The organism is Nonomuraea rubra (assembly GCF_014207985.1).
Lineage (GTDB): Bacteria > Actinomycetota > Actinomycetes > Streptosporangiales > Streptosporangiaceae > Nonomuraea > Nonomuraea rubra.
Genome location: NZ_JACHMI010000001.1, coordinates 9,671,430 through 9,698,375 on the forward strand (window position 1 = coordinate 9,671,430; position 26,946 = coordinate 9,698,375).

General features: G+C 72.0%; 24 protein-coding genes and 1 pseudogene. 13 read left to right on the forward strand and 12 right to left on the reverse strand.

The window, feature by feature from the left end; all coding sequences use genetic code 11:
- The first annotated feature begins 105 nt into the window (after positions 1–105).
- Positions 106–2,070 (forward strand): glycosyl hydrolase family 18 protein, encoded by a 1,965-nt coding sequence (locus tag HD593_RS44025; RefSeq protein WP_185108708.1) that lies wholly within the window; start codon positions 106–108, stop codon positions 2,068–2,070.
- 95 nt (positions 2,071–2,165) lie between these two features.
- On the opposite strand, the gene HD593_RS44030 is transcribed toward HD593_RS44025, so the two are convergent.
- Positions 2,166–3,011: an aldo/keto reductase gene (locus tag HD593_RS44030; RefSeq protein ID WP_185108710.1), complete on the reverse strand. Its 846-nt coding sequence runs from the start codon at positions 3,009–3,011 to the stop codon at positions 2,166–2,168.
- Between the two features lie 135 nt (positions 3,012–3,146).
- On the opposite strand from HD593_RS44030, the gene HD593_RS44035 reads away from it, so the two are divergent.
- Positions 3,147–4,694 carry a M28 family metallopeptidase gene (locus HD593_RS44035; RefSeq protein ID WP_185108712.1) on the forward strand — a complete coding sequence of 516 codons (1,548 nt, stop codon included), beginning with the start codon at positions 3,147–3,149 and terminating at the stop codon, positions 4,692–4,694.
- A gap of 217 nt (positions 4,695–4,911) precedes the next feature.
- Here HD593_RS44035 and HD593_RS44040 read toward each other — a convergent pair whose 3' ends face one another.
- The 6 genes and pseudogenes from HD593_RS44040 to HD593_RS65420 form a co-directional block, all read right to left on the reverse strand.
- Entirely contained in the window at positions 4,912–6,282 is a 1,371-nt protein-coding gene (locus HD593_RS44040) for a sulfatase family protein (protein ID WP_185108714.1), read from the reverse strand.
- Between the two features lie 13 nt (positions 6,283–6,295).
- Positions 6,296–7,105: a carbohydrate ABC transporter permease gene (locus HD593_RS44045; RefSeq protein WP_185108716.1), complete on the reverse strand. Its 810-nt coding sequence runs from the start codon at positions 7,103–7,105 to the stop codon at positions 6,296–6,298.
- The gene (locus HD593_RS44050; RefSeq protein ID WP_185108718.1) at positions 7,105–7,977 is read right to left on the reverse strand and encodes a carbohydrate ABC transporter permease; all 873 of its coding nucleotides are present in this window, start codon (positions 7,975–7,977) and stop codon (positions 7,105–7,107) included. The genes HD593_RS44045 and HD593_RS44050 overlap by 1 nt, the downstream gene beginning before the upstream one ends.
- The gene (locus tag HD593_RS44055) at positions 7,974–9,239 is read right to left on the reverse strand and encodes a sugar ABC transporter substrate-binding protein (RefSeq protein WP_185108720.1); all 1,266 of its coding nucleotides are present in this window, start codon (positions 9,237–9,239) and stop codon (positions 7,974–7,976) included. Before HD593_RS44055 ends, HD593_RS44050 begins: the two co-directional genes overlap by 4 nt.
- A 15-nt stretch (positions 9,240–9,254) precedes the next feature.
- Complete coding sequence (locus HD593_RS44060) at positions 9,255–10,256, reverse strand: LacI family DNA-binding transcriptional regulator (RefSeq protein ID WP_185108722.1); 1,002 nt, start codon at positions 10,254–10,256, stop codon at positions 9,255–9,257.
- Between the two features lie 404 nt (positions 10,257–10,660).
- Positions 10,661–10,930: pseudogene (locus tag HD593_RS65420) on the reverse strand (transketolase C-terminal domain-containing protein); the annotation flags it as partial.
- 120 nt (positions 10,931–11,050) lie between these two features.
- Between HD593_RS65420 and HD593_RS44070 the strand changes: the two are divergent.
- From HD593_RS44070 to HD593_RS44080, 3 genes are read left to right on the forward strand one after another with little or no spacing between them, the layout of a single operon-like run.
- Complete coding sequence (locus HD593_RS44070) at positions 11,051–11,692, forward strand: GntR family transcriptional regulator (RefSeq protein WP_185108724.1); 642 nt, start codon at positions 11,051–11,053, stop codon at positions 11,690–11,692.
- Positions 11,689–12,138: a (2Fe-2S)-binding protein gene (locus HD593_RS44075; protein ID WP_185108726.1), complete on the forward strand. Its 450-nt coding sequence runs from the start codon at positions 11,689–11,691 to the stop codon at positions 12,136–12,138. The genes HD593_RS44070 and HD593_RS44075 overlap by 4 nt, the downstream gene beginning before the upstream one ends.
- Positions 12,138–14,297, forward strand: coding sequence for a molybdopterin cofactor-binding domain-containing protein (locus HD593_RS44080; RefSeq protein WP_246549427.1), 2,160 nt, complete (start codon positions 12,138–12,140; stop codon positions 14,295–14,297). Before HD593_RS44075 ends, HD593_RS44080 begins: the two co-directional genes overlap by 1 nt.
- A gap of 6 nt (positions 14,298–14,303) precedes the next feature.
- Here HD593_RS44080 and HD593_RS64775 read toward each other — a convergent pair whose 3' ends face one another.
- Genes HD593_RS64775 through HD593_RS44095 form a run of 3 tightly spaced genes read right to left on the reverse strand, consistent with a single transcriptional unit; the run spans position 14,304 to position 17,097 of the window.
- The gene (locus HD593_RS64775) at positions 14,304–15,542 is read right to left on the reverse strand and encodes a M24 family metallopeptidase (protein WP_221525292.1); all 1,239 of its coding nucleotides are present in this window, start codon (positions 15,540–15,542) and stop codon (positions 14,304–14,306) included.
- On the reverse strand, positions 15,539–16,450 hold the full coding sequence (locus HD593_RS44090; protein WP_185108728.1) for an NAD(P)-dependent oxidoreductase: 912 nt from the start codon (positions 16,448–16,450) through the stop codon (positions 15,539–15,541). Before HD593_RS44090 ends, HD593_RS64775 begins: the two co-directional genes overlap by 4 nt.
- Entirely contained in the window at positions 16,447–17,097 is a 651-nt protein-coding gene (locus HD593_RS44095; protein ID WP_221525293.1) for an alpha/beta hydrolase family protein, read from the reverse strand. Before HD593_RS44095 ends, HD593_RS44090 begins: the two co-directional genes overlap by 4 nt.
- On the opposite strand from HD593_RS44095, the gene HD593_RS44100 reads away from it, so the two are divergent.
- The 3 genes from HD593_RS44100 (at position 17,090) to HD593_RS44110 (ending at position 19,872) form a co-directional block, all read left to right on the forward strand.
- Positions 17,090–17,344, forward strand: coding sequence for a hypothetical protein (locus tag HD593_RS44100; protein WP_185112783.1), 255 nt, complete (start codon positions 17,090–17,092; stop codon positions 17,342–17,344). The two genes, HD593_RS44095 and HD593_RS44100, sit on opposite strands and share 8 nt — an antisense overlap.
- Positions 17,341–18,375: a LacI family DNA-binding transcriptional regulator gene (locus tag HD593_RS44105; protein WP_185108732.1), complete on the forward strand. Its 1,035-nt coding sequence runs from the start codon at positions 17,341–17,343 to the stop codon at positions 18,373–18,375. Before HD593_RS44100 ends, HD593_RS44105 begins: the two co-directional genes overlap by 4 nt.
- Positions 18,376–18,483: 108 nt before the next feature.
- A complete protein-coding gene (locus HD593_RS44110; RefSeq protein WP_246547045.1) occupies positions 18,484–19,872 on the forward strand; it encodes a multicopper oxidase family protein in 1,389 nt (462 codons plus the stop codon).
- Position 19,873: 1 nt separating this feature from the next.
- Here the strand turns inward: HD593_RS44110 and fmdA are convergent, their stop codons facing one another.
- Positions 19,874–21,121 carry a formamidase gene (gene fmdA / locus HD593_RS44115; protein ID WP_185108736.1) on the reverse strand — a complete coding sequence of 416 codons (1,248 nt, stop codon included), beginning with the start codon at positions 21,119–21,121 and terminating at the stop codon, positions 19,874–19,876.
- Positions 21,122–21,142: 21 nt separating this feature from the next.
- Complete coding sequence (locus HD593_RS44120; RefSeq protein ID WP_185108738.1) at positions 21,143–21,424, reverse strand: FmdB family zinc ribbon protein; 282 nt, start codon at positions 21,422–21,424, stop codon at positions 21,143–21,145.
- Between the two features lie 125 nt (positions 21,425–21,549).
- On the opposite strand from HD593_RS44120, the gene HD593_RS44125 reads away from it, so the two are divergent.
- From HD593_RS44125 to HD593_RS44145, 5 genes are all read left to right on the forward strand, one after another.
- A complete protein-coding gene (locus HD593_RS44125) occupies positions 21,550–22,266 on the forward strand; it encodes a TetR/AcrR family transcriptional regulator (RefSeq protein ID WP_185108740.1) in 717 nt (238 codons plus the stop codon).
- A gap of 260 nt (positions 22,267–22,526) precedes the next feature.
- A complete protein-coding gene (locus HD593_RS44130; protein WP_185108742.1) occupies positions 22,527–23,930 on the forward strand; it encodes an APC family permease in 1,404 nt (467 codons plus the stop codon).
- Positions 23,930–24,478 (forward strand): GOLPH3/VPS74 family protein, encoded by a 549-nt coding sequence (locus HD593_RS63925; protein WP_185108744.1) that lies wholly within the window; start codon positions 23,930–23,932, stop codon positions 24,476–24,478. Before HD593_RS44130 ends, HD593_RS63925 begins: the two co-directional genes overlap by 1 nt.
- A gap of 97 nt (positions 24,479–24,575) precedes the next feature.
- Positions 24,576–25,829, forward strand: coding sequence for a lamin tail domain-containing protein (locus HD593_RS44140; RefSeq protein ID WP_185108746.1), 1,254 nt, complete (start codon positions 24,576–24,578; stop codon positions 25,827–25,829).
- 188 nt (positions 25,830–26,017) lie between these two features.
- Positions 26,018–26,893, forward strand: a complete 876-nt coding sequence (locus HD593_RS44145; RefSeq protein WP_185108748.1) for a hypothetical protein — start codon at positions 26,018–26,020, stop codon at positions 26,891–26,893.
- The last annotated feature ends 53 nt before the right edge of the window (positions 26,894–26,946 follow it).

Genomic DNA, 26,946 nt, shown 5'->3' on the forward strand with positions numbered 1-26,946 from the left:
TTCCGCAGCTTGGGGATACCGTCGGCCCATAACTAAAAGGAAACTTTCCTAATAGTTTCCTAGGCATCCCACCCCCCACAACCCCCCAACGGATGTCGGAGCATCATGAGACACACCATCCTGAGCAAGGTCCTCGCCGGGCTGGCCGCGTTGGCGCTGCCGCTCACCGCCGTGGTCGCCGCCCCCCAGACAGCCTCCGCGACCTCCTCGGCCGTGCGGGCCGTCGCGGCGGACTGGGCGGCCTGGACGGCGTACGCGGCGGGAGCGCGCGTCACGTACAACGGCGTCGAGTACGAGTGCGTGCAGGCCCACACCTCCCAGCCCGGCTGGGAGCCCCCGAACGTGCCGGCCCTGTGGAAGGTCGCGACCGGCGGCGGCACCGACACCACCGCGCCGACCGTGCCCGGCAACCTCCGCTCCACGGGCGTCACCGGCACCAGCGTCTCCCTGGCCTGGAACGCCGCCACCGACAACGTCGCCGTCACCGGCTACGAGATCTACCGCGGCGGCACCCTCGTCACCACCGTCACCGGCACCACCCACACCGACACCGGCCTGACCGCGAACACCGCCTACAGCTACACCGTCCGCGCCCGCGACGCCGCCGGCAACCGCTCCGGCAACAGCAACACCGCCACCGCCACCACGACGGGCGGCGGCGGCACGGACACCACCGCGCCGACCGTGCCGGGCAACCTGCGCTCGACCGGCGTCTCGAACAGCAGCGTCTCCCTCGCCTGGAACGCCTCCAGCGACAACGTCGCCGTCACCGGCTACGAGATCTACCGCGGCGGCACCCTCGTCACCACCGTCACCGGCACCTCGCACACGGACACGGGCCTGGCCGCGAACACCGCGTACAGCTACACCGTCCGCGCCCGCGACGCCGCCGGCAACCGCTCCGGCAACAGCAACACCGTCAACGCCACGACCACGGGCGGCAACGGCGGCGGCGGCAACAAGGTGCTCGGCTACTTCGTGCAGTGGGGCGTCTACCAGCGCGCATACCACGTCAAGAACATCGACACCAGCGGCTCGGCGGCCAAGCTCACCCACATCAACTACGCGTTCGGCAACGTGCAGAACGGCCAGTGCACGATCGGCGACAGCTACGCCGACTACGACCGCTTCTACCAGGCGGGCGAGAGCGTGGACGGCGTCGCCGACACCTGGGACGCCGGCGCGCTGCGCGGCAACTTCAACCAGCTCCGCAAGCTCAAGCAGAAGTACCCGAACCTGAAGGTGCTCTTCTCCTTCGGCGGCTGGACCTGGTCCGGCGGCTTCGGCCAGGCCGCGCAGAACCCGGCCGCGTTCGCCGAGTCCTGCTACCGGCTGGTCGAGGACCCGCGCTGGGCCGACGTGTTCGACGGCATCGACATCGACTGGGAGTACCCGAACGCCTGCGGCCTGACCTGCGACACCAGCGGCCCCGCCGCGTTCAGGAACCTGATGTCGGCGCTGCGCGCCCGCTTCGGCTCCGGCAACCTGGTCACCGCCGCGATCACCGCCGACGGCACCGACGGCGGCAAGATCGACGCCGCCGACTACGGCGGCGCGGCGCAGTACGTGGACTGGTACAACGTCATGACCTACGACTTCTTCGGCGCCTGGGCGGCCCAGGGCCCGACGGCCCCGCACTCGCCGCTTACCTCCTACAACGGCATCCCGATCGCCGGCTTCCACTCCGACAGCGCGATCCAGAAGCTGAAGAGCAAGGGCGTGCCGGCGAGCAAGCTGCTGCTCGGCATCGGCTTCTACGGCCGCGGCTGGACCGGCGTCACGCAGGCCGCGCCGGGTGGCACGGCCACGGGTCCCGCGCCCGGCACGTTCGAGCAGGGCATCGAGGACTACAAGGTGCTCAAGACCCGCTGCCCGGCCACGGGCACGGTCGCGGGCACGGCGTACGCGCACTGCGGCAACCAGTGGTGGAGCTACGACACGCCGGCCACGATCGGCGGCAAGATGAGCTACTCGAAGAACCAGGGCCTGGGTGGCGCGTTCTTCTGGGAGCTCAGCGGCGACACCACGAACGGCGAGCTGATCACGGCCATGAAGAGCGGCCTGGGCTGACCCGCCGGTAGACCCCGCCGGTAGACCCCGTCCGTAGACCCTGCCCGTAGACCGGGGCCGGCCCTCCGCGCCTGAGGGCCGGCCCCCTCTTCCGTTCAGCCCAGCTCGGCGAGCTGCTCGGCCGTCAGCTCCACGGTCGAGGCGCCCAGGTTCTCCTCCAGGTGCGCGATCGACGACGTGCCGGGGATCGGCAGCACCATCGGGGAGCGCGCCAGCAGCCAGGCCAGGCTGACCTGCGACGGCGTGGCGCCGAGCACCTTGGCCACGTGCTCCACCGGGCTGCCCGCCCCCGTCAGCGCGCCCTTGGCGACGGGGCTGTAGGGGATGAAGACCAGGCCCTGCTCCGTGCAGTGGTCGAGGACCGGCTCGGAGAAACGGTTGGTGAGGTTGTAGCGGTTCTGCACGGAGACGATCGCGGTGACGCGCCGCGCCCGCTCCAGCTCCTCGACGCTCACCTCCGACAGCCCGATCCCGGCGATCTTGCCCTCGTCGCGGAGCGCGCCGAGCTCGCCGACCTGGTCCTCCAGCGGCACCTGCGGGTCGATGCGGTGGAGCTGCAGCAGGTCGAGCCGCTCCACGCCGAGCCTGCGCAGGCTCATCTCGACCTCCTGCCGCAGGTACTCGGGCCGCCCCACCGGGTGCCACTGGCTGGGCCCGGTGCGTACGAAGCCGGCCTTGGTGGCGATCAGCAGCCCCTCCGGGTACGGGTGCAGGGCCTCGCGGATGAGCTCCTCGTTGACGTACGGGCCGTAGGAGTCGGCCGTGTCGATGAAGTTCACGCCCAGCTCGACGACGCGGCGCAGCACCCGGACGGCCGCGTCGCGGTCGGCGGGCGGGCCCCAGACGCCCGGCCCCGTCAGGCTCATGGCGCCGTAGCCGAGGCGGTGCACGGTCTTACCGCCGATGGCCAGCGTGCCGGTGGACGGGAGCGAAATGGACATCTGGTTCCTCACCTCGACTTGCGACGTTCCAAGTCCGTGATGCAACGGATACGTGGTCACTCTTCCCTACCACGCGCCCCATGAATACGTTTCGGGGCATCTGCGCTTTTTGGCCTGGTTCTTCCGAGGAGCACGATGAGTTCCCGTTCACGAAAAGGTTTAGTCAGCGCCATCACCGCCGCGGCCGTGATCCTCTCGCCGGTCGCGTTCGCCGCGCCGGCCGAGGCCCACGGCGGCAGGCACGCCGTACAGAAGCTGGTCAAGGCCGTCTCCGGCAAGAACGTCAAGAAGCACCTGTGGGCGTTGCAGGCCATCGCGAGCGCCCACGGCGGCACCCGCGTCTCCGGCACCCCCGGCTTCGACGCCTCCCGCGACTACGTGGCGAACAAGCTGCGCCGCGCCGGGTACGACGTGACGATCCAGCCGTTCGAGTTCACCTTCGACGGCTACATCACCCCGCCGGTGCTCAAGCGGACCAGCGGGGAGCAGAAGACGTACACCTACGGGTTCTTCAGCGACTACGTCGCCATGCAGGACTCCCCCGCCGGGTCCGTCAGCGGCACGCTGCAGGCGGTGGACCTGGTGCTGCCGCCCGGGCCCGCCGCCAACTCCTCGTCGTCGGGGTGCGAGGCGAGCGACTTCGCCGGGTTCACGGCCGGCAACATCGCGCTGATGCAGCGCGGCACCTGCAACTTCCGCGTCAAGGTGGACAACGCCATCGCCGCCGGGGCCTCGGCCGCCATCGTGTTCAACGAGGGGCAGCCGGGCCGCACCGAGATCGACCTGAACCCGACCCTCGGCGGGCCCGGCGTGACGATCCCCTCGTTCTTCACCAGCTTCGAGGTCGGCGACGAGCTGGCCGCCACGGCGGGCACCACCGTGCAGATGAACTGGGACCCGATCGTGGAGGCCAGGACCACGTACAACGTGATCGCGCAGAGCAGGAAGGGTGACCCGGACAACGTCGTCATGCTCGGCGCCCACCTGGACAGCGTCCAGGAGGGGCCCGGCATCAACGACAACGGCTCCGGGAGCGCGGGCATCCTGGAGGTGGCGCTGCAGCTGGCCAGGACCAAGCCGAAGAACCAGCTGCGCTTCGCGTTCTGGGGGGCCGAGGAGTTCGGGCTGCTCGGCTCGGAGCACTACGTGAACGCGCTGGCTCCCGAGGAGCGGGCCAGGATCAGCCTGTACCTCAACTTCGACATGATCGCCTCGCCGAACTACACGTTCGGCATCTACGACGGTGACGGCGACGCCTTCGGCACCGCCGGGCCTCCCGGGTCGGACGTGATCGAGGAGGACTTCGAGAAGTTCTTCGCCGGGCGCGGGCTGCCGTTCACGGCGACGGCCTTCACCGGGCGTTCGGACTACGGGCCGTTCATCGCGGTCGGGATCCCGTCCGGCGGGCTGTTCACCGGGGCCGAGGTGCTCAAGACCGAGCAGGAGGCGGCGATCTTCGGCGGCACGGCCGGGGTTCCGCTCGACCCGTGCTACCACAGCGTCTGCGACACGATCCGGAACATCAACGATCGTGCCCTGGACGTGAACTCGGACGCGATCGCGACGCTGGCGGGCACGTACGCGTTCGACACGGGCACCATCGGCACCACCGCCCCGGCCCCGGCCGCCCGCAGCGCCGAGGCCCACTCGCACCGGCACCAGCCCGCGGACTCCGCGAGCTGACACCCCCGCTGACCGCTCCCGGCTGCCCGCCGCCCTCCACCCGCCCCGCCGCACTACGGCTGGGGTCTTGGGGGAGGCGGCGGGCGCCCGTACCGCCGCCGCGCGGCTGGCGGCCCCGGCGGGCTGGCCAGGAGGGCTACGCGCCTGCGCCGCAGCCGCGCACAGCGCACGACTGGCGGCCGGAGCGGGCCGGGCTGGAGGTGGGCGGGGTGGGCGGTCAGGGGGTGGGGCGGGGCTGGTGGCCGTAGCGGACGGGTTCGGGGCCGCGGAGGCGGACCTCCGGGTCGGGCATGGCCTGCTCGCGGCCCGCCCGCGCCAAAGCCGGTTCGATGGCCGGTGAGACCCCCTCGGCCTCGGCGATCCGCCGGACCAGCCGGTCGCGCAGCTCGGCGGACACCCCCGCGTGGGAGGCGTACCCCGCCAGGTTGACCAGCTCGTGCGGGTCGTTCTCCAGGTCGTACAGGGCCTGCTCGCGGTAGGCGGGCGCGCCCGGGTCGTCCCAGGGATGGGCGTTCTCGGCGACGGCGTAGTACTTCCACCGCGAGGTACGGATCCCCCGCCCCACCTCCGACTCGCTCACCTGGAAGAACACCTCCTCGGGCCAGGACGCCCCGCGCGGGTCGCGCACCAGCGGCAGGAACGAGCGCCCCTGCATGTCGGACGGCACCGGCAAGCCGGCCGCCTCCAGCAGCGTGGGCGGCAGGTCGAGGGTGCTGACCGGGCGGGAGATGGCGCCGCCGCCGTCGAAGCCGGGCCCGCGCAGCGCGAGCGGCACGCGCAGGGACGCGTCGTGGCAGGAGCGCTTGTACTCGCCGTTGCGCGTCTTGAAGTGGTTGCCGTGGTCGGAGGTGTACGCCACGATCGTGTCGTCCAGCAGGTCCAGGCTGCGCAGCGCGTCCAGCAGCCGCCCGAGCCCCTCGTCCAGGCGCTTGACCTGCCCCAGGTAGCCGCCCATGTGCTGGTGGGCGGTGCCGCCGAGCGCGGCCAGGTCCGGCGGCATCCAGCGGCCCTGGTAGCGCTCCTCGTAGCCGTCGGGGGCCGGGTAGTTGTCCACCTCGTTCTGGTGGTGCGGCTCCAGGAGCGACAGGAACAGGTAGAACGGCTCGTCGGCGTGGTCGGCGACGAAGCGGACGGCCGCGTCCACGAGGGCGTCGGAGCGGTAGCCGGGCAGCAGGACGGGCTCGTTCGCCTCGTCGTACACGATCGTCCGGTACGCGTCGGAGGTGTGCTCCAGGGCGTTGGCCGCCAGCCACGACCGGTAGCCGCCGCGCCGGTCCTCCGGCACCGGCTCGGTGCCGGCCAGGTGCCACTTGCCGATGTAGCCGGTGGCGTAGCCGGCCGCGCCGAAGTGGTGGGCCAGGGTGCGCTCCTCGGGCGGCAGCACGCGGCCGTTGCGGTAGACGCCGGTCGTGGTCGGGTAGCGGCCCGTCTGGAGCGCCGCGCGGGCGGGCGCGCACACCGGCTGCGGGGTGAGCGCGACCGTGGCCTGCGTGCCGCGCCTGGCCATCGCGTCGAGGTTCGGGGTGAAGGGGCCGACGGTGTCCCACCGCTGCTGGTCGGTGAAGACGACGATCACGTTCGGGCGCAAAGCGGAAGACTCCTTATTTCAGACCGGTCAGGGCGATGCCCCGGACGAAGTATCTCTGGGTGAGGACGAACAGGACGGCGGTGGGCACGAAGAGGATCACCGAGCCGGCGGCCGTGAGGTGCCACAGCGTGAAGTACTCCTGGTTGAACAGGGTCAGCCCGACCGGGATGGTACGCATCTCGGGCGTCGAGGTGGCGACCAGCGGCCAGAGGAACTCGTTCCACTGGAAGACGAACGTGAACAGCCCGAGCACGGCCAGCGCCGGCCGCGTCTGCGGCAGGATGACGCTCCAGTAGACGCGCAGCTCGGAGGCCCCGTCGATGCGCGCCGCGCTGATCAGGTCGTCGGGGATGGGCTGGATGAACTGCCGCATGAGGAAGATGCCGAACGCGTCCATCAGGAACGGCGTGATGAGCCCCTGGTACGTGTTCAGCCACCCCAGGTTGGCCATGAGCACGTACAGCGGGATCATCCGCACGAAGAACGGCACCATCAGCGTGGCCAGCAACGCCACGAACAGCGTGTTGCGCAGCGGGAAGCGGAACTTGGCGAACACGTACCCGACGAGCGGGTCGAACACCAGGTGCGCGAGCGTGATCGCGCCCGCCACGACGAGGCTGTTGACGATGAAGTCGCCGAACGGCGCCCGGACGAACAGCTCGGCGTAGTTGCCCCACTGCGGCGACTCCGGCACCAGCACGGCCTCGGCCGACAGCGTCTCGGCCTCCGTCTGCAGGGAGAGCGAGAGCATGTAGAGCAGCGGCACGACCGTGATCAGCGAGGCCACGCCGAGCAGCGTGTAGAGCAGCGGCTTGCGCAGCATCAGTACGTCACCTCCCCGCGCCGCCCGGCCCTGAGCTGGATCACGGTGAACGCCACGATCACGATCAGCAGCAGCACCGACTGCGCCGAGGAGTAGCCGAAGTCCCTGGTGCGGAAGGCGACGTTGAAGATGTGGAAGACCGACAGGTCGGTGGCGTCGCCGGGGCCGCCGCCGGTGATGATGTACGCCTGCCCGAACGCCTGCAGCCCCGAGATGACCGCCATCACCGACACGAACAGCGTGGTCGGCGCGAGGAGCGGCAGCGTGATCCGCCAGAAGCGGCGCCAGGCGTCCGCCCCGTCGATCTTCGCCGCCTCGTGGTACGTCTCCGGGATGCCCTGCAGCCCGGCCAGGAACAGCACCATCGTGTAGCCGACGCTCTGCCAGAGCGTGACGGCGGCGATGGTGAGCAGCGGCGCGGTGTTCAACCACTGCTGCGTGGGCAGGCCGGCCGCCATCAGCACCCGGTTCAGCACGCCCAGCTCGGGGTCGAGGATGTTGCGCCACAGCAGCCCGACGATCGCGACGGACGTCAGGTACGGCACGAGCAGCACCACCCGGAACACGACCCGCCCCCTGAGCGGCTGGTCGATGGCCAGCGCCAGGGCCAGCCCGAGCACGATCGAGCCGGCCACCACCATCACCGAGAAGCCCGCCGTGACCAGGAACGAGTGCCGCACCGCCGGGTCGGCCACGGCCTGGGCGTAGTTGCCCAGGCCGGTCCACTGGTCGGCCATCGGCCCGGTGCGGAAGCTGGTGGCCACCACGTTGCCGATCGGCAGGTAGAAGAAGGCCGCGAAGAACAGGATCGCCGGAAGCAGGAACAGGTAGGCGGTCCTGGCGTAGCGGCCGGAGAGCGTGCGCGGCCTCACTTGAGGAAGCCCTCCGCGGCCTTGACGAAGGTGTCGAGCGCCTCGGCGGCCGGCTTGTTCTGGATGAGCACCTGCTGGTACATGACCTTGAGCTGCTCCTCCCACTTGCCGAGCTGCCCGGTCAGGCGTACCTGCTGGGAGGAGTCCCTGGCGGTCGGCAGCGCGTCGGCGAAGACCTTGGTGACGGGGTCGGACTGCACCTCGGGCAGGTCCACCCAGGACTTGCGCGGCATGAGCATGCCGGTCTCCTTGGTGGCGGCCTGCTCGACCTGCAAGGCCGTGATGCGCTTGATGAAGTCCCACGACAGCTCGGGCCTGGTGGCCTTGGCGGGCACGAACATGCTGACGCCGGCCGCCTGCGTGGCCGCCGTCTTGTTCTTCAGCGGCGGCGCCACGCCCAGCTCGATGTCGGCGCTGGTCTTCCTGATCGGGTCGAGGTCCCACGGCCCGGTGAGGATCATCGCGGCGCGCTTGGCGGAGAACAGCTTCTGCGGCCCGGAGTAGTCGGTGCCGGCCACCGGGACCGGGGCCACCTTGTGCTTGTGCACGAGGTCGGCCTGGAACTGCAGGGCGGCGACCGCGTCGGCGCGCGGCTCCATGATCGCCTTGGTCTCCAGGTCGTACGGGGTGACGCCGGCCTGCACCATCCACGGCCACATGTAGGTGTAGTCCTGGTTGAGCGCGACGCCGTACACGCCGTCCCTGGTCAGCTTCCTGGCCGCGTCGAGGAACTCCTCCCAGGTGGCCGGCACCTCCACGCCGGCCTCGCGCAGCATGCCCTGGTTGTAGACGAGCGTGTTGCAGGTCAGGTGGAGCTGCACGCCGTACACCTTGTCCTGGTACGAGTTGCGCTCGACGGTCACCGGCTGCCAGTCGGCGGGGAAGCCCATCGCCTGGCCGTCGCGGTCGACGAAGTCCTGCAGCGAGCGCGCGTTGCCGGAGACGGCGAACTCCTGCACCCAGCCGCCTGGCTCCTCCACCAGGTCGGGCACGGTGCCGGAGGCGAAGTCGGCCAGCAGCCTGGTCCGCAGGTCCGGCCACTGGTACTTCTGCAGGTTGACCTTGACCTTGTTGGCCTGCTCGAACTCGGCGATCACCTTGCGGTAGGCCTGGTAGTCGTGGCCGGCGTTCCAGTAGACGGTGAAGGTGCCGGGCGCGGCGCTCTGCGTGGCCGGCGCGCCCGCGCACGACGACAGGACGGGGACGGCGGCGGCGGCCCCGACGAGGCGGAGCAGGTCACGGCGTGAGGGGTGGGAAGGCATGCGGGGATTTCCCTTCTAGGACGAGCCCCGCCGCACGAAGGTCCACGAACGGACGATCTCGCGGGCGGGTGGCGGCTCCTCGGCCTGGAGGCGGTCGAAGAGCAGGCGTACGACGTCGGTGTAGTCGTGGCGCAGCGGGCCGACGGTGCTGAGTTGCGGATTGCTGATGAGACCCTCGTCGATGTTGCCGACACCGACGATCGCGACGTCGCCGGGCACGCTGAGCCCGAGGTCCCTGGCGGCCCAGATCGCGCTGATCGCCGCCCGGTCGGAGGCCGCGAAGATCGCGTCGGGCCGGTCGGGCGAGCTGAGCAGGCCGGTCGCCGTCTGGTACGCGGCCACGCGGTCGTCCGCGCCGCCGGTGATGATGCGTTCGGCCCCGCCGTTGCGCTCCAGCGCCGTGAGGTAGCCGAGCAGCCGCCCCTCGGGCTTGTCGCTGTAGACCTCGTACCGCTGCCCCATGAACGCCACGCGCCGCCTGCCGGTGGTGAGCAGGTGCTCGACGGCCTCGGCGCACGCCTCCACCTCGGGGGTGCGGACGACGTCACAGCCCTCCAGCCCGCTGCCGTTGCTCATCACCACCATCGGCAGCCCGGTGTCGGCCAGCCCGCCGAGCAGGCCCTGCTCCAGGTGGCCGCCGGTGAGGCGGATCAGCGCGCCGTCGGCGATGCCGCCGCGCAGCACCTCGACGGCGGCCTGGGCGCGGGCCTCGTCGTAGACGGAGAGCGTGACCACCGAGTAGCCGCGCGCGTCGGCCATCTCGTGCAGGTCCGTGGCCAGCCGCGCGTCGGTCGGCACGCCGCCGAACGAGCTGAGCACCAGGCAGACGCGCTGGGTGCGGCGCTTGCGCAGGCTCCTGGCGGCCTGGTTGGGGGTGTAGCCGAGCTGCCTGGCGGCGTCGAGCACCCGCTGCCTGGTCTCGGCGGCGACCGGACGGTCCTTGCCGCTGAGGACGTAGGAGACGGTCGCCACCGACACGTTCGCCAGCTCGGCCACTTGTCGCGCTGTTGGTCTCATGTTAGTCGAATAACCTAGCATTCCCTATAGGGATATGGGGATATTGAGGGCGCCGGATCTCGGCAGATGGGCAGGCATGGGGAACGTGTTCATCCGGAAGCCTCCGGCTGGTGTTAAACGATTAACACCATATTTCGCACGGGCCGCCCGGGCAATAGGTGAGTTCTCAGCCCGCCATCTCGGCGAGCTTGGCCGCCACTTCCTCCTCCCGGGCGATGGCCGCCCGCTCCAGCACCCTGCTGATGCTCGGCGACGCCTCCCCGCCCGTCACCCGCTGCACCGGCTGCTCCAGCCAGTCGAAGAGCCGCCGCTGGATCTCGTCCGCCAGCCAGCCCCCCGTACGACGTGCCCACCGGCCCCTGCTCGGCGATGAGCACGTTGTTCGTCTTCCTGACGCTCGCCCCGACCGTCTCCCAGTCCAGGCTCGCCCGGTCCAGCCAGCGCAGGTCGATCACCTCGGCGTCCACCCCTGACGCCTCGGCCGCCCGCAACGCGTACGTGGTCATCGCCAGGTACGTCAGCACGGTCACCGCCGAGCCGACCCGCCGTACCCGGGCCCGGCCGACAGGGATGCAGTAGTCCAGGTCGTCCACCGGGCACTCACCCGTGGAGCCGTACAGGTCGACGTGCTCCAGCACCACCACCGGGTCGCGGCAGAGCAGCGCGCTGTTCATCAGGCCCACGTAGTCGAACGGCGTCGAAGGGGCCACGATGCGCCAGCCCGGCGCGGTGGGTGTACTTCCTGGCACCTTGGGGAATGCAGTTCGAGCTGGTCTCGTACCCGGGGGCGTTCGATGCGGGCGCCTGAGAGCCAGCGGGTGGCCGACCACCTGCGCGAGGCCATCCTGAGCGGTGCGATCGCGCCCGGCGAGCGGATCAGGCAGGAGGAGCTGGCCGATCGGCTCGGCGCCAGCCGGCTGCCGGTGCGCGAGGCGCTGCGCATGCTGGAGGCGGAGGGGCTCACCGAGCACCATCCGCGCAGGGGCGCCCGGGTACCCAGGCTCGGCATGCACGAAGTGGAGGTGATCTATCAGATGCGCGAGCGGCTCGAACCTCTCGCCCTGGCCGAGAGCATCCCGCACCTGACCGGCGACGATCACCGGCGGCTCGGGGAGATCCAGGACCAGATCGAGGCCAACACCGATCTCGGCGAGTTCCTCGTGCTGGATCGCGAGTTCCACCTGCTGACCTACTCGGGGTGCACGATCGAGCAGCTCTCCGGCATGGTCGTCAGGCTGTGGAACGCCACGCAGCACCACCGGCGGGCGTTCATGCGGCTGACGGGGCCGGCGCGGCGGTGGGTGGTCAACGCCGAGCACCGGCTGCTGCTCGACGCGATCGAGCGGCGCGACGCCGTGGACGCCGAGCGGTGCCTGAGCGGGCACATCAGGCGCACGCGGGTCGAGCTCTGCCGGCATCCCGAGGTGTTCACATGATCAGGATGACCGTCAACGGGGCTCCCGCCGAGGTGGCGGCCGATCCCGGCACGCCGCTGCTCGACGTGCTGCGCGGGGAGCTGGGGCTGGTGGGCACGCGGTTCGGGTGCGGGGTGGGCCTGTGCGGGGCGTGCTTCGTGCTGCTCGACGGGGTGGTGACGGCCGCCTGCGACACGCCGCTGTCGGCGGCCGAGGGGCGGTCGGTGGTGACGGTCGAAGGGCTCGCACCGGGGGACGAGCTGCACGCTGTGCAGCGGGCGGTGCTGGAGGAGCAGGCGGGGCAGTGCGGGTACTGCCTGTCGGGGATCATGGTCAGCGCCGCGGCGCTGCTGGCGCGCGATCCCCGGCCGGACGAGGAGGCGGTGGTGGCGGCTCTGGACCGCAACCTGTGCCGGTGCGGGGTGCAGCGGCGGGTGGTCCGCGCGGTGCTGAAGGCGGCCGAGTGATGGGCTCGCCGGCCGGTGAGGGCCAGGGAGTTGGCGGCGGCCGGGTGATGGGCTCGTCCGGTGGTGAGGACCAGGCGATGGTGCTCGTCTCGGACGACGGCGCCGTCTCGGTCCGCGACGACGGCGTGATCTTCGTGCGGCTGGGGAAGGTCGAGCTCGGGCAGGGAGTGCTCACGGCGCTGGCCCAGATCGCGGCCGACGCGCTGGGCGCCGACCTGGGGCAGGTACGCATGCTGGCCGCCAGCACCGTCGCCGGGCCCGACGAGGGCATCACGGCGGGCAGCAGGTCGATCTCCCACGCGGGGCCGCCGCTGCGCGAGGCGTGCGCCCGCGTGCGGGCCGCCTGCGCGGCCGAGGCCGCCCGCCGCTGGGGCGTCGCCCCCGCCGAGGTCACGGTACGGCGCGGCGAGTTCCGCTGCGGGGGCCGGACGGCGACCTACGCCGACCTGGCGCCGGTGGCCGACGCGCTGACGGCGGGACCTCCCACGGACACCCTGCAGGCCGCCACCCTCCAGGCCGCCGCTCTGGAGGCCGAGGCGGCGCCGGCCGAGGAGCCGGTGTTCGTGGGCGTCAGCGTGCCGCGCCTGGACCTGCCCGACAAGATCGCCGGGCGGCCCCGGTTCATCCACGACCTGCGCCTCCCCGGCCAGCTCTACGGCCGGGTCCTGCGCCCGCCCTCCCCCGCCGCCCGCCTGGCCGGCCTCACCCCGCTCCCGGACCTCCACGTCGTACGGGACGGCTCGTTCGTCGGGGTGCTGGCCGAGACGGAGGCGGCGGCCGACCGGGCCCTGGCCCGGCTGCGGAAGGCCTGCGCGTGGGAGGACCACGACAGCCTCCCCGACGAGCACGACCTGGACACGTTCCTGCGCCGGGGCCCCCACGAGACGATCACCGTCCGCACCCCGGAGGACGCCCCGCCCGAGGGCGAGCCGCACGCGGCCACCTACAGCAGGCCGTTCATCGCCCACGCCTCGATCGCCCCGAGCTGCGCCACCGCCCGCTGGAACCCGGACGGCACCCTCGACGTGTGGAGCCACACCCAGGGCGTCCACCCCTTGCGCAGGGCACTGGCGCGGATCCTGGGGGCGGAGGTCCAGGTGCACCACGTGGAGGGCGCGGGCTGCTACGGCCACAACGCCGCCGACGACGTGGCGCTCGACGCGGCCCTGCTGGCCCGCGAGGCGGACGGCAGGCCGGTGCAGGTGCGCTGGAGCAGGCAGGACGAGCTGACGTGGGCCCCGTTCGGCTCGGCCATGTCGGTGGACGTGGCGGCGGTGGTGGACGAGGCGGGCCTGGTGCGCTCCTGGCGGTACGACGTGTGGAGCCAGGGCCACCTCAGCCGCCCCGGCTACGCGGAAGGCACCCCCGGCCTGCTCGCCGGCGCCCACCTGGAGCGGCCGTGGGCGTACCCGGCGGCCGTGGACCCCTCACCGCAGGGAGGCTCCGGCACGGCGCGCAACGCGGTGCCGATCTACGACTTCCCCAGGATGGAGATCACCGCCCACCGGGTGCTGGAGACGCCCATCCGGTCGTCGGCGCTGCGCTCGCTGGGCGCGTTCATGAACGTCTTCGCCATCGAGTCGTTCATGGACGAGCTGGCCCTGGCCGCGGGCCTGGATCCGCTGGCGTACCGGCTGGCCCACCTGAGCGACCCCCGCGCCCGGATGGTGCTGGAGCGGGCGGCCGACGCGGCGGGCTGGGGCGGCGGGGCGGAGCTGGGGCTGGGGTTCGCCAGGTACAAGGGCGTCGGCGCGTACTGCGCCGCGGTGGCGGAGGTGGAGGCCGAGCAGGACGTACGGGTGCGCCGCCTGACCATCGCCGTGGACGTCGGCCAGGTGGTCAACCCCGACGGCGTGCGCAACCAGATCGAGGGCGGCGCCACCCAGGCGGCGAGCTGGACGCTGAAGGAGCGCGTGCGGTTCGACCGGCGGGCGATCACCAGCGGCGACTGGGAGAGCTACCCGATCCTGCGCTTCTCCGAGGCGCCCGAGGTGGCGGTGGAGCTGGTCGAGCATCCGGGCACGCCGTCGGCCGGCGCGGGCGAGGCGGCGCAGGGCCCGGTGGCGGCGGCCATCGCGAACGCGCTCGCCGCGACCCTCGGCGTCCGGATCCGCGATCTCCCGCTGGACCGCGAGGCGGTGCTTAAGGCCATTCAGTGAGCCCGGCTAGTAGGCACTGGCCACGATCAGCTCCTTCGCGGGGAACAACGTCAGCACCCGGCAGCCCTCCGGCGTCACCACGACCTCCTCCTCGATCCTCGCGGCCGAGAACCCGTCGCTCGCCGGGCAGTACGTCTCCAGCGCGAACACCATCCCGGCCCGCAGCTCGATCGGCTCCCGCATGCTGTTGAGCCGCGAGATGATCGGCCGCTCGTGCAGCCCGAGCCCCAGCCCGTGCCCGAACTGCAGCCCGAAGGCCGCCATCTCGTCCTCGAATCCGAACTCGGCCGCCCGCGGCCACACCGCCGCCACCTGGTCGGTGCCCACTCCCGGCTTGATCATGGCGATGGAGGCGTCCATCCACTCGCGGGCCTTGACGTACGCCTCCCGCTGCGAGGCCGTCGCGCTGCCCACGCCGAACGTGCGGTAGTAGCACGTCCGGTAGCCGTTGTAGGAGTGGATGATATCGAAGAACGCCTGGTCGCCGGGCCTGATCAGGCGGTCGGAGAAGTTGTGCGGGTGCGGGTTGCAGCGCTCGCCGCTCACCGCGTTGACGGCCTCCACCTGGTCGGAGCCCATCTCGTAGAGGCGCTTGTTGACCAGGGCGACGATCTCGTTCTCGCGGACGCCGGGCCTGAGCGCCTCGACGACGTCGTGGTAGACGCCGTCCACCATGGCGGCGGCCTGCGTGAGCAGCATGATCTCGTCGGGCGACTTGATGACGCGGGCGTCCAGCATGAGCTGCTGGCAGTCCGCCACGCGCAGGCCCTGGCGCTGCATCTCGAACAGGAACGGCGGCTCCACGAGGTCCACGCCGACGGGCTCGCCGGCCAGCCCGGCGTCGGCCAGCAGGCCCTTGATCGTGCGGACGGCGTCCGCCATCAGGCCGGCCGTGGGCGCGATGGCGCCGCGCAGGCCGAGCATGCCCGCGTGGCAGTCGGCCGGGTCCAGCCACGGGCTGTGCAGGCGGTGGTGGCGGGCGGCGGAGCCGAAGTCCCACAACCTGGCGGGGCCGCCCCGGGTGAGCAGGGCGTACCTGGTCATCTTGTCGCCGAGGGCGCCGCCGATCCAGGTCTGGGTGACGTACCTGATGTTGTAGAAGTCGAACAGCAGGAACGCGCCGCACTCGCTGCCCGCCAGCGCGGCGCGGGCGCGGCCGAGGCGGTAGGCCCGCAGCCGGTCGAAGTCGACGCGCTGCTCGTAGTCCACGCCCATGTGGCCGGGGGCGGGCAGCGGCGTGCTCACGAGCCGAGCCCGTCGTCCACGGCCACGTCCTCGGGTTTGAGCTCGAGACCGGAGGCGGCGGCCTGGAGGTCGAGCAGGATGGCGAAGTCCTCGCCCGTCCTGCCGGTGCCGGCGGCGGCCTGGACGAGCTGCGCGGTGAGCGCGGTGACCGGCATGGCCACGCCCAGCTCGCGGGCGGCGGTCAGCCCCAGGTCGAAGTCCTTGCGCAGGAGCACGGGGGTGAAGGTGGGCGTGTAGTCGAGGTGCACGAACGCGGGCGACTTGTAGCGGGTGAACGGCGAGCCGACGACGCTGTCGTTCAGGAACTCCAGGAAGGCGTGGCGGGACACGCCGCCCTTCTCGGCCAGCACGGTGACCTCGGCGAGCGTCTGGGTGACGACGCCGAGCAGCAGGTTGTGCGCGATCTTCACCAGGCGGGCGGTCTCGCCCTCTCCCGCGTACGTGGCCGACCTGCCCAGCCGGGCGAGCAGCCCGGACACCCGCTCGTACGTCTCGCGCGGCCCCGAGCAGACGAAGCTGAGCAGCCCGGCCCTGACGACCTTGGCGTTGCCGCTGACCGGCGCGGCCAGGAACCCGGTGCCCTGCCGCGCGCAGGTGGCGCGGGCGGCGGCGGACGCCTCGGCGGAGACGGTGGAGCAGTCGACGACCACGCCGGGCCCCGGGCCGCCGTCGAGCAGCTCGCCGAGCACCTCGGTGAGGTCACCGGAGCCGGCGACCGTGGTGAAGACGACGTCGCGGTCGCGCAGGGCGGCGATCGTGCCCACCACCTGCGCGCCGTGCTCGCGCAGCGGCTCCGCCTTGGCCCGCGTACGGTTCCACACGGCCAGGTCCACCCCGGCCAGGGCCAGCCGCTCGGCCATGGCGTAGCCCATCCGGCCGGTGCCGATCCAGCCTGCTGTCTGAGTCATCGTGTCGTGCCTTTCAGCCGCTGGGCCAGCCAGTCGGCGGTGTAGGGGCGGTGCCAGGGGGTGAGGTTGGCGCAGCCGTGGTTGCCCTCTTCGAGCATGAGCAGCTCGCTGTCGCCGCCCGTCGCGGCGGCCAGCCGCTCCGCCTGCCGCCAGGGGATCAGCCGGTCCTTGCGGCCGAACACGACCAGCAGCGGCGCGGTGATCGCGGATGCGGTGCCCTCCAGGGTGAGGGTGTAGGCGAGGCGGCGGGCCTCCTCCTGGGTGGGGGCGCCCGCCCGTACGCGGAAGGCCTCCCTGGTCAGCTCGGGCAGGCAGCTCCAGCAGTCGCCGAAGTCGTACGGGCCGGCCAGCGCCACGCACGCCTTGACCCGGTCCCCCCCGGCCGCCGCCACCCGGGGAGCGTAGTAGCCGCCCAGGCTTACTCCCCAGACGCCGAGCCGGGAGCCGTCGATCCGCGGCTCGGCGGCCAGCGCGTCGAGCAGCGCCTTGCCGGGGCCCGACCAGTCGGCCCTGATCGGCAGGTCGTACTCGGCCTCGCCCTGGCCCGGCCCGTCCACGGCGAACGTGGCCAGCCCGCGTTCGAGGAAGAGCTGCTCGACCACCCGGTGCTCCTCCTTGGCCGAGTCGAGCCCGGACAGCATGAGCACGGCGGGATGCGGCCCGGGGCCCGGGGGCAGCCGGAGGACAGCAGCCGCCCGGTGGCCTGCGCCCGCCACCGCGGTGCGCTACCTGGAACGGCTCAAGGACCCCGGCGAGGGCCTGGTGCCCGACGGCCGGGCCGATGCGGCGTCGCTGTCCACGGTGCTCGGCCTCCGCCGCCGCCACGGCACCGCCCCCGGCGGGGACCTGTTCAGCGGCGGCCTGCTCGACCAGGGGGAAGGCGGCGACCGATGACCAACCCGAACCCGTCGCCCGCCCCCACCCTCCGCGACGTCGCCGAGGCCGCCGGCGTGCACACCGCCACGGCCTCGCGCGCGCTCAACCCGAACACCCGCCGGCAGATCAGCGCCGAGACCGCCCGCCGCGTCATGCGGGCCGCGCAGGCGCTCGGCTACCAGCCGAACTCGGTGGCCCGCAGCCTCAAGACCTCCCGCACGGGCACGGTCGGCCTGGTCATCCCCGACCTCACGAACCCGCTGTTCCCGCCGATCGTGCGCGGCGTGGAGAGCGTCCTGGAGTCCGGCGGCTACCACGTCTGGATCGTCAACACCGACAACGACGCGGAACGCGAGCGCGCGAAGATCGAGTCGCTGCGTTCCCGCCAGGTCGAGGGCCTCATCGTCGCCACCGCCCGTCTGGAGCACCCGCTGCTGCGGCAGCTCCACGAGCAGGGGGTCCGGATGGTGCTGATCAACCGCCAGGTGGAGCACCTGGGCCTCCCGGCCGTGACCGGCGACGACGCCACCGGGGTGGCCGCCGCCGTACGCCATCTCGCCGCCCTCGGCCCCACCGGGATCGCCTACCTGTCGGGCCCGCTCAGCACCTCGACGGGCAGGGTGCGCGCGCGGGCGTTCCGGCACGCCGTACGCGACCTCGGGCTGTCCGATGAGCTGGTGGTGGAGTGCGCGCGCTGGAGCGAGAGCGACGGCGCCGCCGCGCTGCGGGCGCTGCTGGACCGGGGCGCCAGGTTCACGGCCGTCGTGGCGGGCAACGACCTCATCGCGCTCGGCTGCTACGACGTGTTCGCCGAGCGCGGCCTGTCCTGCCCCGGTGACGTGAGCGTGATCGGCTTCAACGACATGCCGTTCCTGGACAAGCTGCGCCCGCCGCTGACCACGGTCGCGGTGCCGCATCACGAGCTGGGCGCGGAGGCGGCCCGCATGCTGCTGGACTGCATCGACGACCCGGGCCGCCCGGCGCGTACGCTGCTGCTCCCGGTGTCGCTGGTCGTGCGCGGCTCCACGGCCCCGCCAGGAGCTGGTTGATCTTCCGCGTGGCGCGGCCCATTCTTGATCACTCTCCGTTACCTTGCCAGGTGAATGGGGGGATCCGCAGTGAATGGTTCGTATCGGGGTTTGTCCCGCAGGTTGTTCATGACCGGCATGTTCGCCGCGCTGGGGAGCGCGGCGCCGGTGGCGGCGGGCGCCACCGTGACGGCGAGGCCGCACCGGGGCCCGGTGCTGCGGGCCAGGCCCGCGAAGGTCTCGATCGGCCCGCGCACCGTCAGCACCTGGACCTACGACGGACTGCTTCCCGGCCCGCGCATCGAGGCCACGGCCGGCGGCCTCGTCCGCGCCAAGCTGGTCAACGACCTGCCCGCGGAGACCACCGTGCACTGGCACGGCATCAGGCTCGACGCCCGCATGGACGGCGCCCCCGGCTACACGCAGAAGGCCGTCCCGCCTGGCGGGACGTTCGACTACGCGTTCACCGTCCCCGACCCGGGCACGTACTTCTACCACTCGCACGTCGGCATGCAGAACGACCGCGGCCTGTACGGGACGCTGATCGTGGCCGACCCGCACGAGCCGCTCGGCTACGACCAGGAGTTCACGGTCGTGCTCGACGACTGGCTGGACGGCGTCGCCGGCACCCCCGACGACGCGCTGCGGCGGCTGAACGCCAGCACCGCGCACGACGACACGCTGCGCAGCACCCTGCTCGGCGGCGTCGTGGGCGAGCTGCGCCATCCGTACCACCTGATCAACGGCAGGGCGGCGGAGACGCCGGCGGTGTTCGCCGGCAAGCCGGGGCGGCTCGCCAGGTTCCGGGTGATCAACGCAGCGGCCGACACGCCGTTCCGGGTGGCGCTCGGCGGCCACCGCATGACCGTGACGCACACCGACGGGTTCCCGTGCGAGCCGGTCGCCGTGGACACGTTCCTCATCGGCATGGGCGAGCGCTACGACTTCCTCGTCCGGCTCGAAGACGGGGCGTTCCCGCTGGTCGCGGAGGCGGAGGGGAAGCGGGCGCGGGCGTTCGCGATCGTGCGCACCTCGCCCAAGGCCACGGCGCCCCGCAGCGACGTGCGGCTGCGCGAGCTGTCCCGGCGCATGCTGAGGTACGCCGACCTCACGTCCCGGCAGGCGGACACGCTCCCGCGCCCGTCGAGGAGCGTCACCGTGACGCTCGGCATGCGCCCGTCGGGCAACGAGTGGACGCTCAACGACCGCCTGGCCGCCGACCCGATGCGCCTGCGCGTGGAGCGCGGCGAGACGATCAGGATCGTGCTCGACAACCAGTCGCCCATGTGGCACCCGATGCACCTGCACGGCCACACCTTCCAGGTGCGGACGTCGTCCGGCCCGCGGGGGCCGCGCAAGGACACCGTGAACATCCTGCCCCGCGAGCGCCTGAACATCGACGTGCGCGCCGACAACCCCGGCGAGTGGATGTTCCACTGCCACAACCTCTACCACCAGGAGCAGGGCATGATGGGCACGCTCGGCTACGGCCCCGAGACGCGCAGGATGAAGCACTGAGTCAGGTGCTCACCGCGCACGCTCCCCGGTCGGCCCGGCGCGGCCCCTGCGCGGTGGGGCGGATGTCGAAGTCGAAGATGGCGGTGGGCAGGTAGAGCGTGCAGCAGGCGTTCGGGATGTCGACCACGCCGCTCACCCGGCCCTCGACCGGGGCGGCGCTGATCAGCAGGTACGCCTGCTCGCCGCTGTAGCCGAACTTCTTGAGGTACTCGATCGCGTTCAGGCACGCGTTGCGGTAGGCGATCGTGGCGTCGTTGTAGAGGTTCGTGTCGGTGTCGTGGTCCACCGAGATGCCGATGAACGACAGGAACTCGGTGTAGCGCGGCTCGACGTTGCCCGGCATGAAGATCGGGTTGGTGGTGACGCCGTACTTCTCCATGCCGCCCTTGATGAGGTCCACGTGGAAGTCCACGAAGCCGCCCATCTCGATCGCGCCGCAGAAGCTGATCTCGCCGTCGCCCTGGCTGAAGTGCAGGTCGCCGCCCGACAGCAGGGCGCCGGGCACGTGCACGGGGTAGAAGACGCGGGCGCCGCGGGTGAAGTTCTTGATGTCGTGGTTGCCGCCGTTCTCCCTGGCGGGGACCGTGCGCGCGCCCTCCCGGCCGACCCGTTCCAGCTCGGGGCCCTTGAGCGTGCCGGCCAGCACGCCCTGCTGCAGCGGCGGCAGCGCCAGGGGCGGCACCCGGCCCGGGTCGGTGTCGATGAGGGCCTGCTCCCTGGCGTTCCAGCGGGCGAGCAGGCCGGCGGAGGGCGCGGTGCCGAACAGGCCGGGGTGGGTGATGCCGGTGAAGCGCACGCCCGGGATGTGGCGGGAGGTGGCCTGCTGGCCGTGGAAGTCCCACACCGCCTTGTACGCCTGCGGGAAGTGGTCGGTCAGGAACCCGCCGCCGTTCTCCCTGGCGAAGATCCCCGTGTAGCCCCAGCCCTCGCCGGGCGCGGCGCCGGCGGACTGCGGCACGGGGCCGAGGTCGAGGATGTCGAGGACGAGCAGGTCGCCCGGCTCGGCGCCCTCCACCGCGATGGGGCCGCTGAGCATGTGGCAGACCGACAGGTCCACGTCGCGCACGTCGTCCGCGGAGTCGTTGTCGCCGATCTGCCCGTCCGTCCACTCCCTGCACTCGACGCGGAACTCCGACCCGGGCCGCACGCTCGCGGCGGCCGGGATGTCGGGATGCCAGCGGTTGTGCCCGGGGACCAGCTGGGCGGCCATGGACAGGCTCTGGTCGACGCTGAAGACGACTTCCGGCATGGGACGGCCCTCCTTGGGGCGTCAAGGGCGGGGCAGGCCCGCCCAGCGGGGGTCCGGCGGCGGCGCGGGCCGGTTGCGGGCAGGCGGAACGCGCTCCACTACCTGCGGTTCGTGGGCACTGGCCTCCTGCGCCTGCCGGGCGCGCGCCTCGGCGGCGGGGGTGCGGGCCAGGAGCGGCGGCGTGTACCGGCGGGGGGCCGGCGCTCCGCAGGCGGCGCACGGCTCGGCGGGCTCCGCCGTGCCGATCGGCCTGCGTACCTCGAACGGGCCGCAGTCCGCGCAGTGGTAGGCGTACGTCGCCACGAGGCCGTCACCTCCGCGGGGTCGTACAAGGAATCTAGTTCGCCGGGGATTCCGGTCAAGATGGTGTCGGGTGTACGCATACAGCGCACGCTGTACCCCTAGGATGGCCGGAGAAGGGAGCCCTCATGCCAGAAGACCACAAGCAGATCCCCTCGGTGTGGGCCCGCCCGCCCAAGGAGCGCCAGCAGCCGCTGCTCACCCGCGAGAGCATCGTCGCGGAGGCGGTGCGCCTGCTCGACGAGGAGGGCGCCGACAACCTCAGCATGCGCCGCCTGGGCAGCAGGCTCGGCGCCGGGGCCACCTCGCTCTACCGCCACGTGGCCAACAAGGACGAGCTGCTGGAGCTGGCGCTCGACGCGGTCTACGGCGAGCTGCCGCTGCCCGATACCGGCGAGTGGCGCTCGACCGTGACCGAGGTGTCCCGCGCCCTGCGGGCGACGATCCTGCGCCACCCGTGGCTGGCCGCCGAGCTCGCCGAGGCGGGGCTGGCCTACCTCGGCCCCAACGTGCTGCGGCAGAGCGAGTTCATGCTCGGTGTCATGGAGGACGCCGGGTTCCCCCCGGGCGAGGCCGACCAGGCGGTGACCACGGTCATGGCGTACGTGGTGGGGGTGTCGAGCAGCGAGGCCGCCTGGCTGTCCATGGTCGCGCGCAGCGGGCAGAGCGAGCAGGAGTGGACCGAGCGGCTGTGGCCGGCGGCCGAGCGGGCGGTCCGTGACTACCCGCGCCTGCGCGCCCGCTACGCCGCGCAGCGGGCCGGCGACACCTCCGGCAGCAACGAGGAGACCTTCGAGTACGGTCTCCAGCGCGTCCTCGACGGCCTGCAGACCAGACTCGCCTGATCGGCCGTCCCCGAAAATCGATCGGGGCGGGGGCATGAGATCGGGGAGCGCTCCCGCGCTGAGCGTGCAGTCAAGCGGCTCCGGGTTGACCAGCGCCTTGCCCCCCGGCAGGTGGCCGAGCAGGGGAAGCCGACCAGGTCCGTGCCCTCGGGACCGGCGCGCGGGCACGTCCGCGGCGCTCTTGCGAGGCGGCCCCGGGCTGCGAAAGGATCTCGGAATCGAACCCCCCGCCCCTTGCATGACGACTGGAGAGGCCTGTCGTGCGCACACAACAGAACATTGAGCAGTTCGGTTACCGGCAGGAGTTACGTCGCGGGGTCGGGCTGACCGACCTCGTGTTCTACGGCCTGGCGTTCATGGTGCCCATCGCGCCCTTCGCGATCTTCGGCACCGTCTATGCGGAGTCCGGCGGCATGCCGGCCCTGGCGTACCTCGTCGGGATGATCGCACTGCTGTTCACCGCCGCGTCCTACGCGCAGATGGTGAAGGCGTTCCCCCTGTCGGGCTCGGTCTACAACTACGCCGGGCGTGGCATCGCCCCGCCGGTCGGGTTCATGACCGGGTGGATGATCCTGCTGGACTACATCCTCGTCCCCTGCCTGCTCTACCTCGTGGCCTCCGTGGCCATGAACGCGAGCGTGCCGGACGTGCCCGTCTGGGTCTGGCTGATCATCTTCGTGGCCGTCAACACGGTGATCAACCTGCGCGGCATCCGCATGACGGTCCGGCTCACCAGGATCATGATCGTGTTCGAGCTGGTGGTGCTGGCGCTGTTCCTCCTGGTCGGCCTCTGGGCGCTGCTCCAGGGCAGGGGCAGCGGCTTCAGCCTCTCCCCGCTGTTCAACGCGGACACCTTCTCCTGGCCGGTGATCTTCGCGGCGGTGTCGGTGGCCGTCCTGTCCTTCCTCGGCTTCGACGGGATCAGCATGCTGGTGGAGGAGTCCACCGGCGGCTCGGCCCAGGTGGGCCGGGCCATGCGGGTGGCGCTGCTGCTGGCCGGCGTGCTCTTCATCGTGCAGGTCTGGGTCGCCGCGCTGCTCGTGCCCGATCCGGCGGGGCTGCTGAACCAGCCCAGCGACGCGGCCTTCTACGACGCGGCCGCCGTGGCGGGCGGCGAGTGGCTCAGGCACGTCACCTCGTTCGCCACCGCGCTGTCGTGGGGGCTGGCCAACACCATGGTCGCGCAGGTGGCGGTCTCGCGGCTGCTGTACGCGATGGCGCGCGACAGGCAGCTCCCGTCGTTCCTGGCAAAGGTGTCGGTCAGGCACTCCGTGCCGGCCAACGCCATCATGCTGGTCTGCCTGCTGTCGGTCGGCGTGGGCATCTGGATGTCCACCCGCGAGGACGGCGTCGCCCTGCTGTCCAGCCTGATCAACATCGGCGCCATGGTGGCGTTCATCGTCCTGCACGTGTCGGTGATCGTGCACTACTCGCTGCGCAACGGCTCGAACAAGGTGTGGTCGCATCTGGTCGCGCCGCTGGCCGGGGCGGGGATCCTGGTCTTCGTCGTGATCAACGCGAACGTGCTCGCGCAGGTGCTCGGCCTGGTCTGGCTGGGCCTCGGCCTCCTGGTGCTGATCACCCTGTACGCCCTCGGCCGCCCCCCGGCGCTGAAGGGCATGTCCCCCGGCCCCGAACCCATGAAGCGGAGCGTCTCCGACTGATGGACCGGCTGCCGCTCCACCAGGACCTGTACCTGATCGCCCACGATCAGTCGGGCAGGCCGCTCATCCACCAGTCGTCGCTGGCGCTCGGGCTGGCCGGCGCCGCCCTGCTCGACCTGCTGCTCGCGGGCCGGGCCGCCCCGGCCGACCCCCGGTCGGAGCTCAAGCGGGCGGTGGCGGACGGTGTCTACGACCGTACCCGGGAGGGCCTGCTCGGCTCGGGGGTGCTCGTCCGGGTGAGCAGGCGGCGCATGGGCGTGCTCCCGTACACGCGTTACGAGCTCGCCGACATCGCCTCGATCGTGCGGGCCTCCTCGGGGGTGCGCTCGGCGGTCGAGGGCTGGAAGCCTCCCGACGCGCGCTGCGCCGGGCTGTGCGGGCTGGTGGCGGTGCTGCGGCTGGAGGCGGAGCTCTACCTCGACCAGCCGGGGAACCGGCTGGTCACCCGGCTGCGCGAGATCGCCGCGGCGGCGGGACCGCCCGTCCCCGAGCTGGTGGAGATCGTGGACACGCTGGTCGCCGAGGCGGCCGTCGCCGTGTACCGCTGACCGCTTTGCGGTGACACATGGACGATGCCCCTTATGCGAGTTACGCTCCGCTGGCTACCAGTCGGGGGACCATCACCGGCTCGCATGGGGGGATTCCATGGGCTACACACTGTTACGCGGCAGCTTCGTGATCAGGTATCCGGACCTGCCCCGCCAGGGCCCCGAACCGGACGGCGACACCGTCAAGTTCCTGCCCGACTCGCCCGCCCTGGTCGAGGCGTTGCCGCGGCGCTCCGGCCGGCCGCCGAACATCAACGCCCGCGGCATCTCCGTACGGCTGGAGGCCATCGACGCGCTGGAGACGCACTTCGCCGAGACCCACCAGGAGCTCGAAGGCGCGAACGCCGCCCGTGACGAGCTGCTGCGCCTGCTCGGCTTCACGAACGTGCGCTTCTGGGAGGACCTGCCGAACAAGGTGCGCTCCGCCGACCAGGACTCCATCCGCGGCCACGTGCTCACCAACGGCATCGACGGCAACGGCCGGCTGATCGCGTTCGGCTACGCAGGGGACCACCCGGGGGCGGACGGGACCACCGTGTTCGTGGACGGGCCGCTGGTGGACGACTCCGTCAACGCGCGGCTGCTGGCGGCCGGGCTGGTCTACCCGGCCTTCTACGCCACGCTGCCCGCCGAGCTGCGCACGCATCTGGCGGAGGTGTCGCAGGCGGCCCGGCGCAAGGCCATCGGCATCTGGCCCCGCTCGGCCGCCGACCCCAACGGCTCGGCCACCGTACGGAACCTGGGCGAGCTGGAGCGGCTGGTGGTCTGGCCGAAGCTGTTCCGGCGCATCGTGCCGTACCTCGCGGCGGGGTTCACCGACTTCGACGGCTTCGACGCCTGGCTGCGCGCGGACCCGGTCAACCGGGACGACGAGCTGTTCCTGATCCCCCGCCTGGAACGCGGCAACCTGCACGACGTGGTCAGGGGGTCGGGGCAGCAGGTCCGGCTCACGATGTGGCCCGAGGACTTCATCATCAGCCCGGACCCCGCGCCGCCGGGCGCCCCGGTGACGCCGCCGCTCGTCGCCGCCGGGGACGTGGTCATCGTGGCGGCCCTGCCCGACCCGGCCGGGGCCGACCGCGGCAACGAGACCGTCACGCTCATGAACCTCAGGCCCGGGACCTGCGACCTGAGCGGCTGGGCCCTGACGGACGCCGGCGGCGGCCGCAAGCCCCTGACCGGCACCATCGAGGGCGGCGCCGCCCTGCGGGTGACGCTGGACTCGGCGGTGCAGCTCGGCAACCGGGGGGACACGATCATCCTGGTGGACGGTGAGGGGGCGACGATCGATCAGGTGACGTACAAGGTGGACCAGGTGAAGGCGGGCCGCACGACCTGCTTCGGCCGCTGAGCCGCTCCGGGGGCGGGCCGCTGGGCGGCCCGCCCCTTTCATCCCGAGCCAGAGCAGTTGCGTGACGAACGCGTCGGGCGCGGGCGAATTCAAATAGTCTCGTCCTGACCGGGAAAGCGAGGAACAATCCACAAGTCGGGCAAACAGCATATTGCCCACTTTTCTTGGGATATTCCGGGAGGGGTGCCGTGGCACACGAACCGGGTTCGAGCCGCTTCTGCCAGCGCTGCGGATCACACGTCGGCACCCTGGCCCAGTGCCCGCGCTGCCGCGCCCACCAGGGCTTCCCGGAGCAGCCCACCGCCTCCTACGCCACCGGCCCCGAGCCCGATCGGCTACGGCGGCGGCCACCGGCGTGGCGGCGCGCCCCGGTGCTGATCAGCCTGGCCGTGGCCATCCTCGCCTTCGTGGTGACCTGGTGGGTCGTCACCGCCAACCCCTCGCGGCCGATCCAGAACACCGGCGCCGGCCAGGGCGTCGCCCCCAGCAGCCCCCGCACCGCCCCGGGAACCGGGCCGGAGACCGCCGCAGAGACCGACCCGGGAACCAGCGGCGGCGCGGCGTCTGCCACGCCCACGTCCACGTCCACACCCGCGCCGACCGGCCGCTCCTCGGGGCGGGCGGCGAGGCAGCAGGCCGAGGCGATCGAGGAGTTGCTGGCGAGCAGCAGCGACGCCCGCTCCAGCCTGCCCGACGCCCTCGCGAGCGCCACCCGGTGCGACCGCGACGCCGTGGAGGACATCCGCGACATCACGGTCAGCCGCCGCGACCAGCTCGCCACCGCCCAGGCGCTCGGCGTGAGCGCGCTGAAGGGCGGGGCCAGGCTCAAGGACGCGCTGGTCGACGCGCTCGACGCCTCCCACGACGCCGACGCCGCGTTCCTGGCCTGGGCCGGGCGGCACGTGGAGGAAGGCTGCGAGGCGCCGGTCGAGAGCGACCGCGACTACCGGCGCGGCCTGGACAGGTCGGAGGCGGCGCAGCAGGCGAAAACCCGTTTCGCGGCGGCGTGGCGCCCGATCGCGGAAACGTACGGCCTGACGGTCTGGAAGCCGGACCAGATTTGACCTCAGGCCATTTCACCGGACCGGAAAATATGGAGCAAGTCGGCGAAACGAAG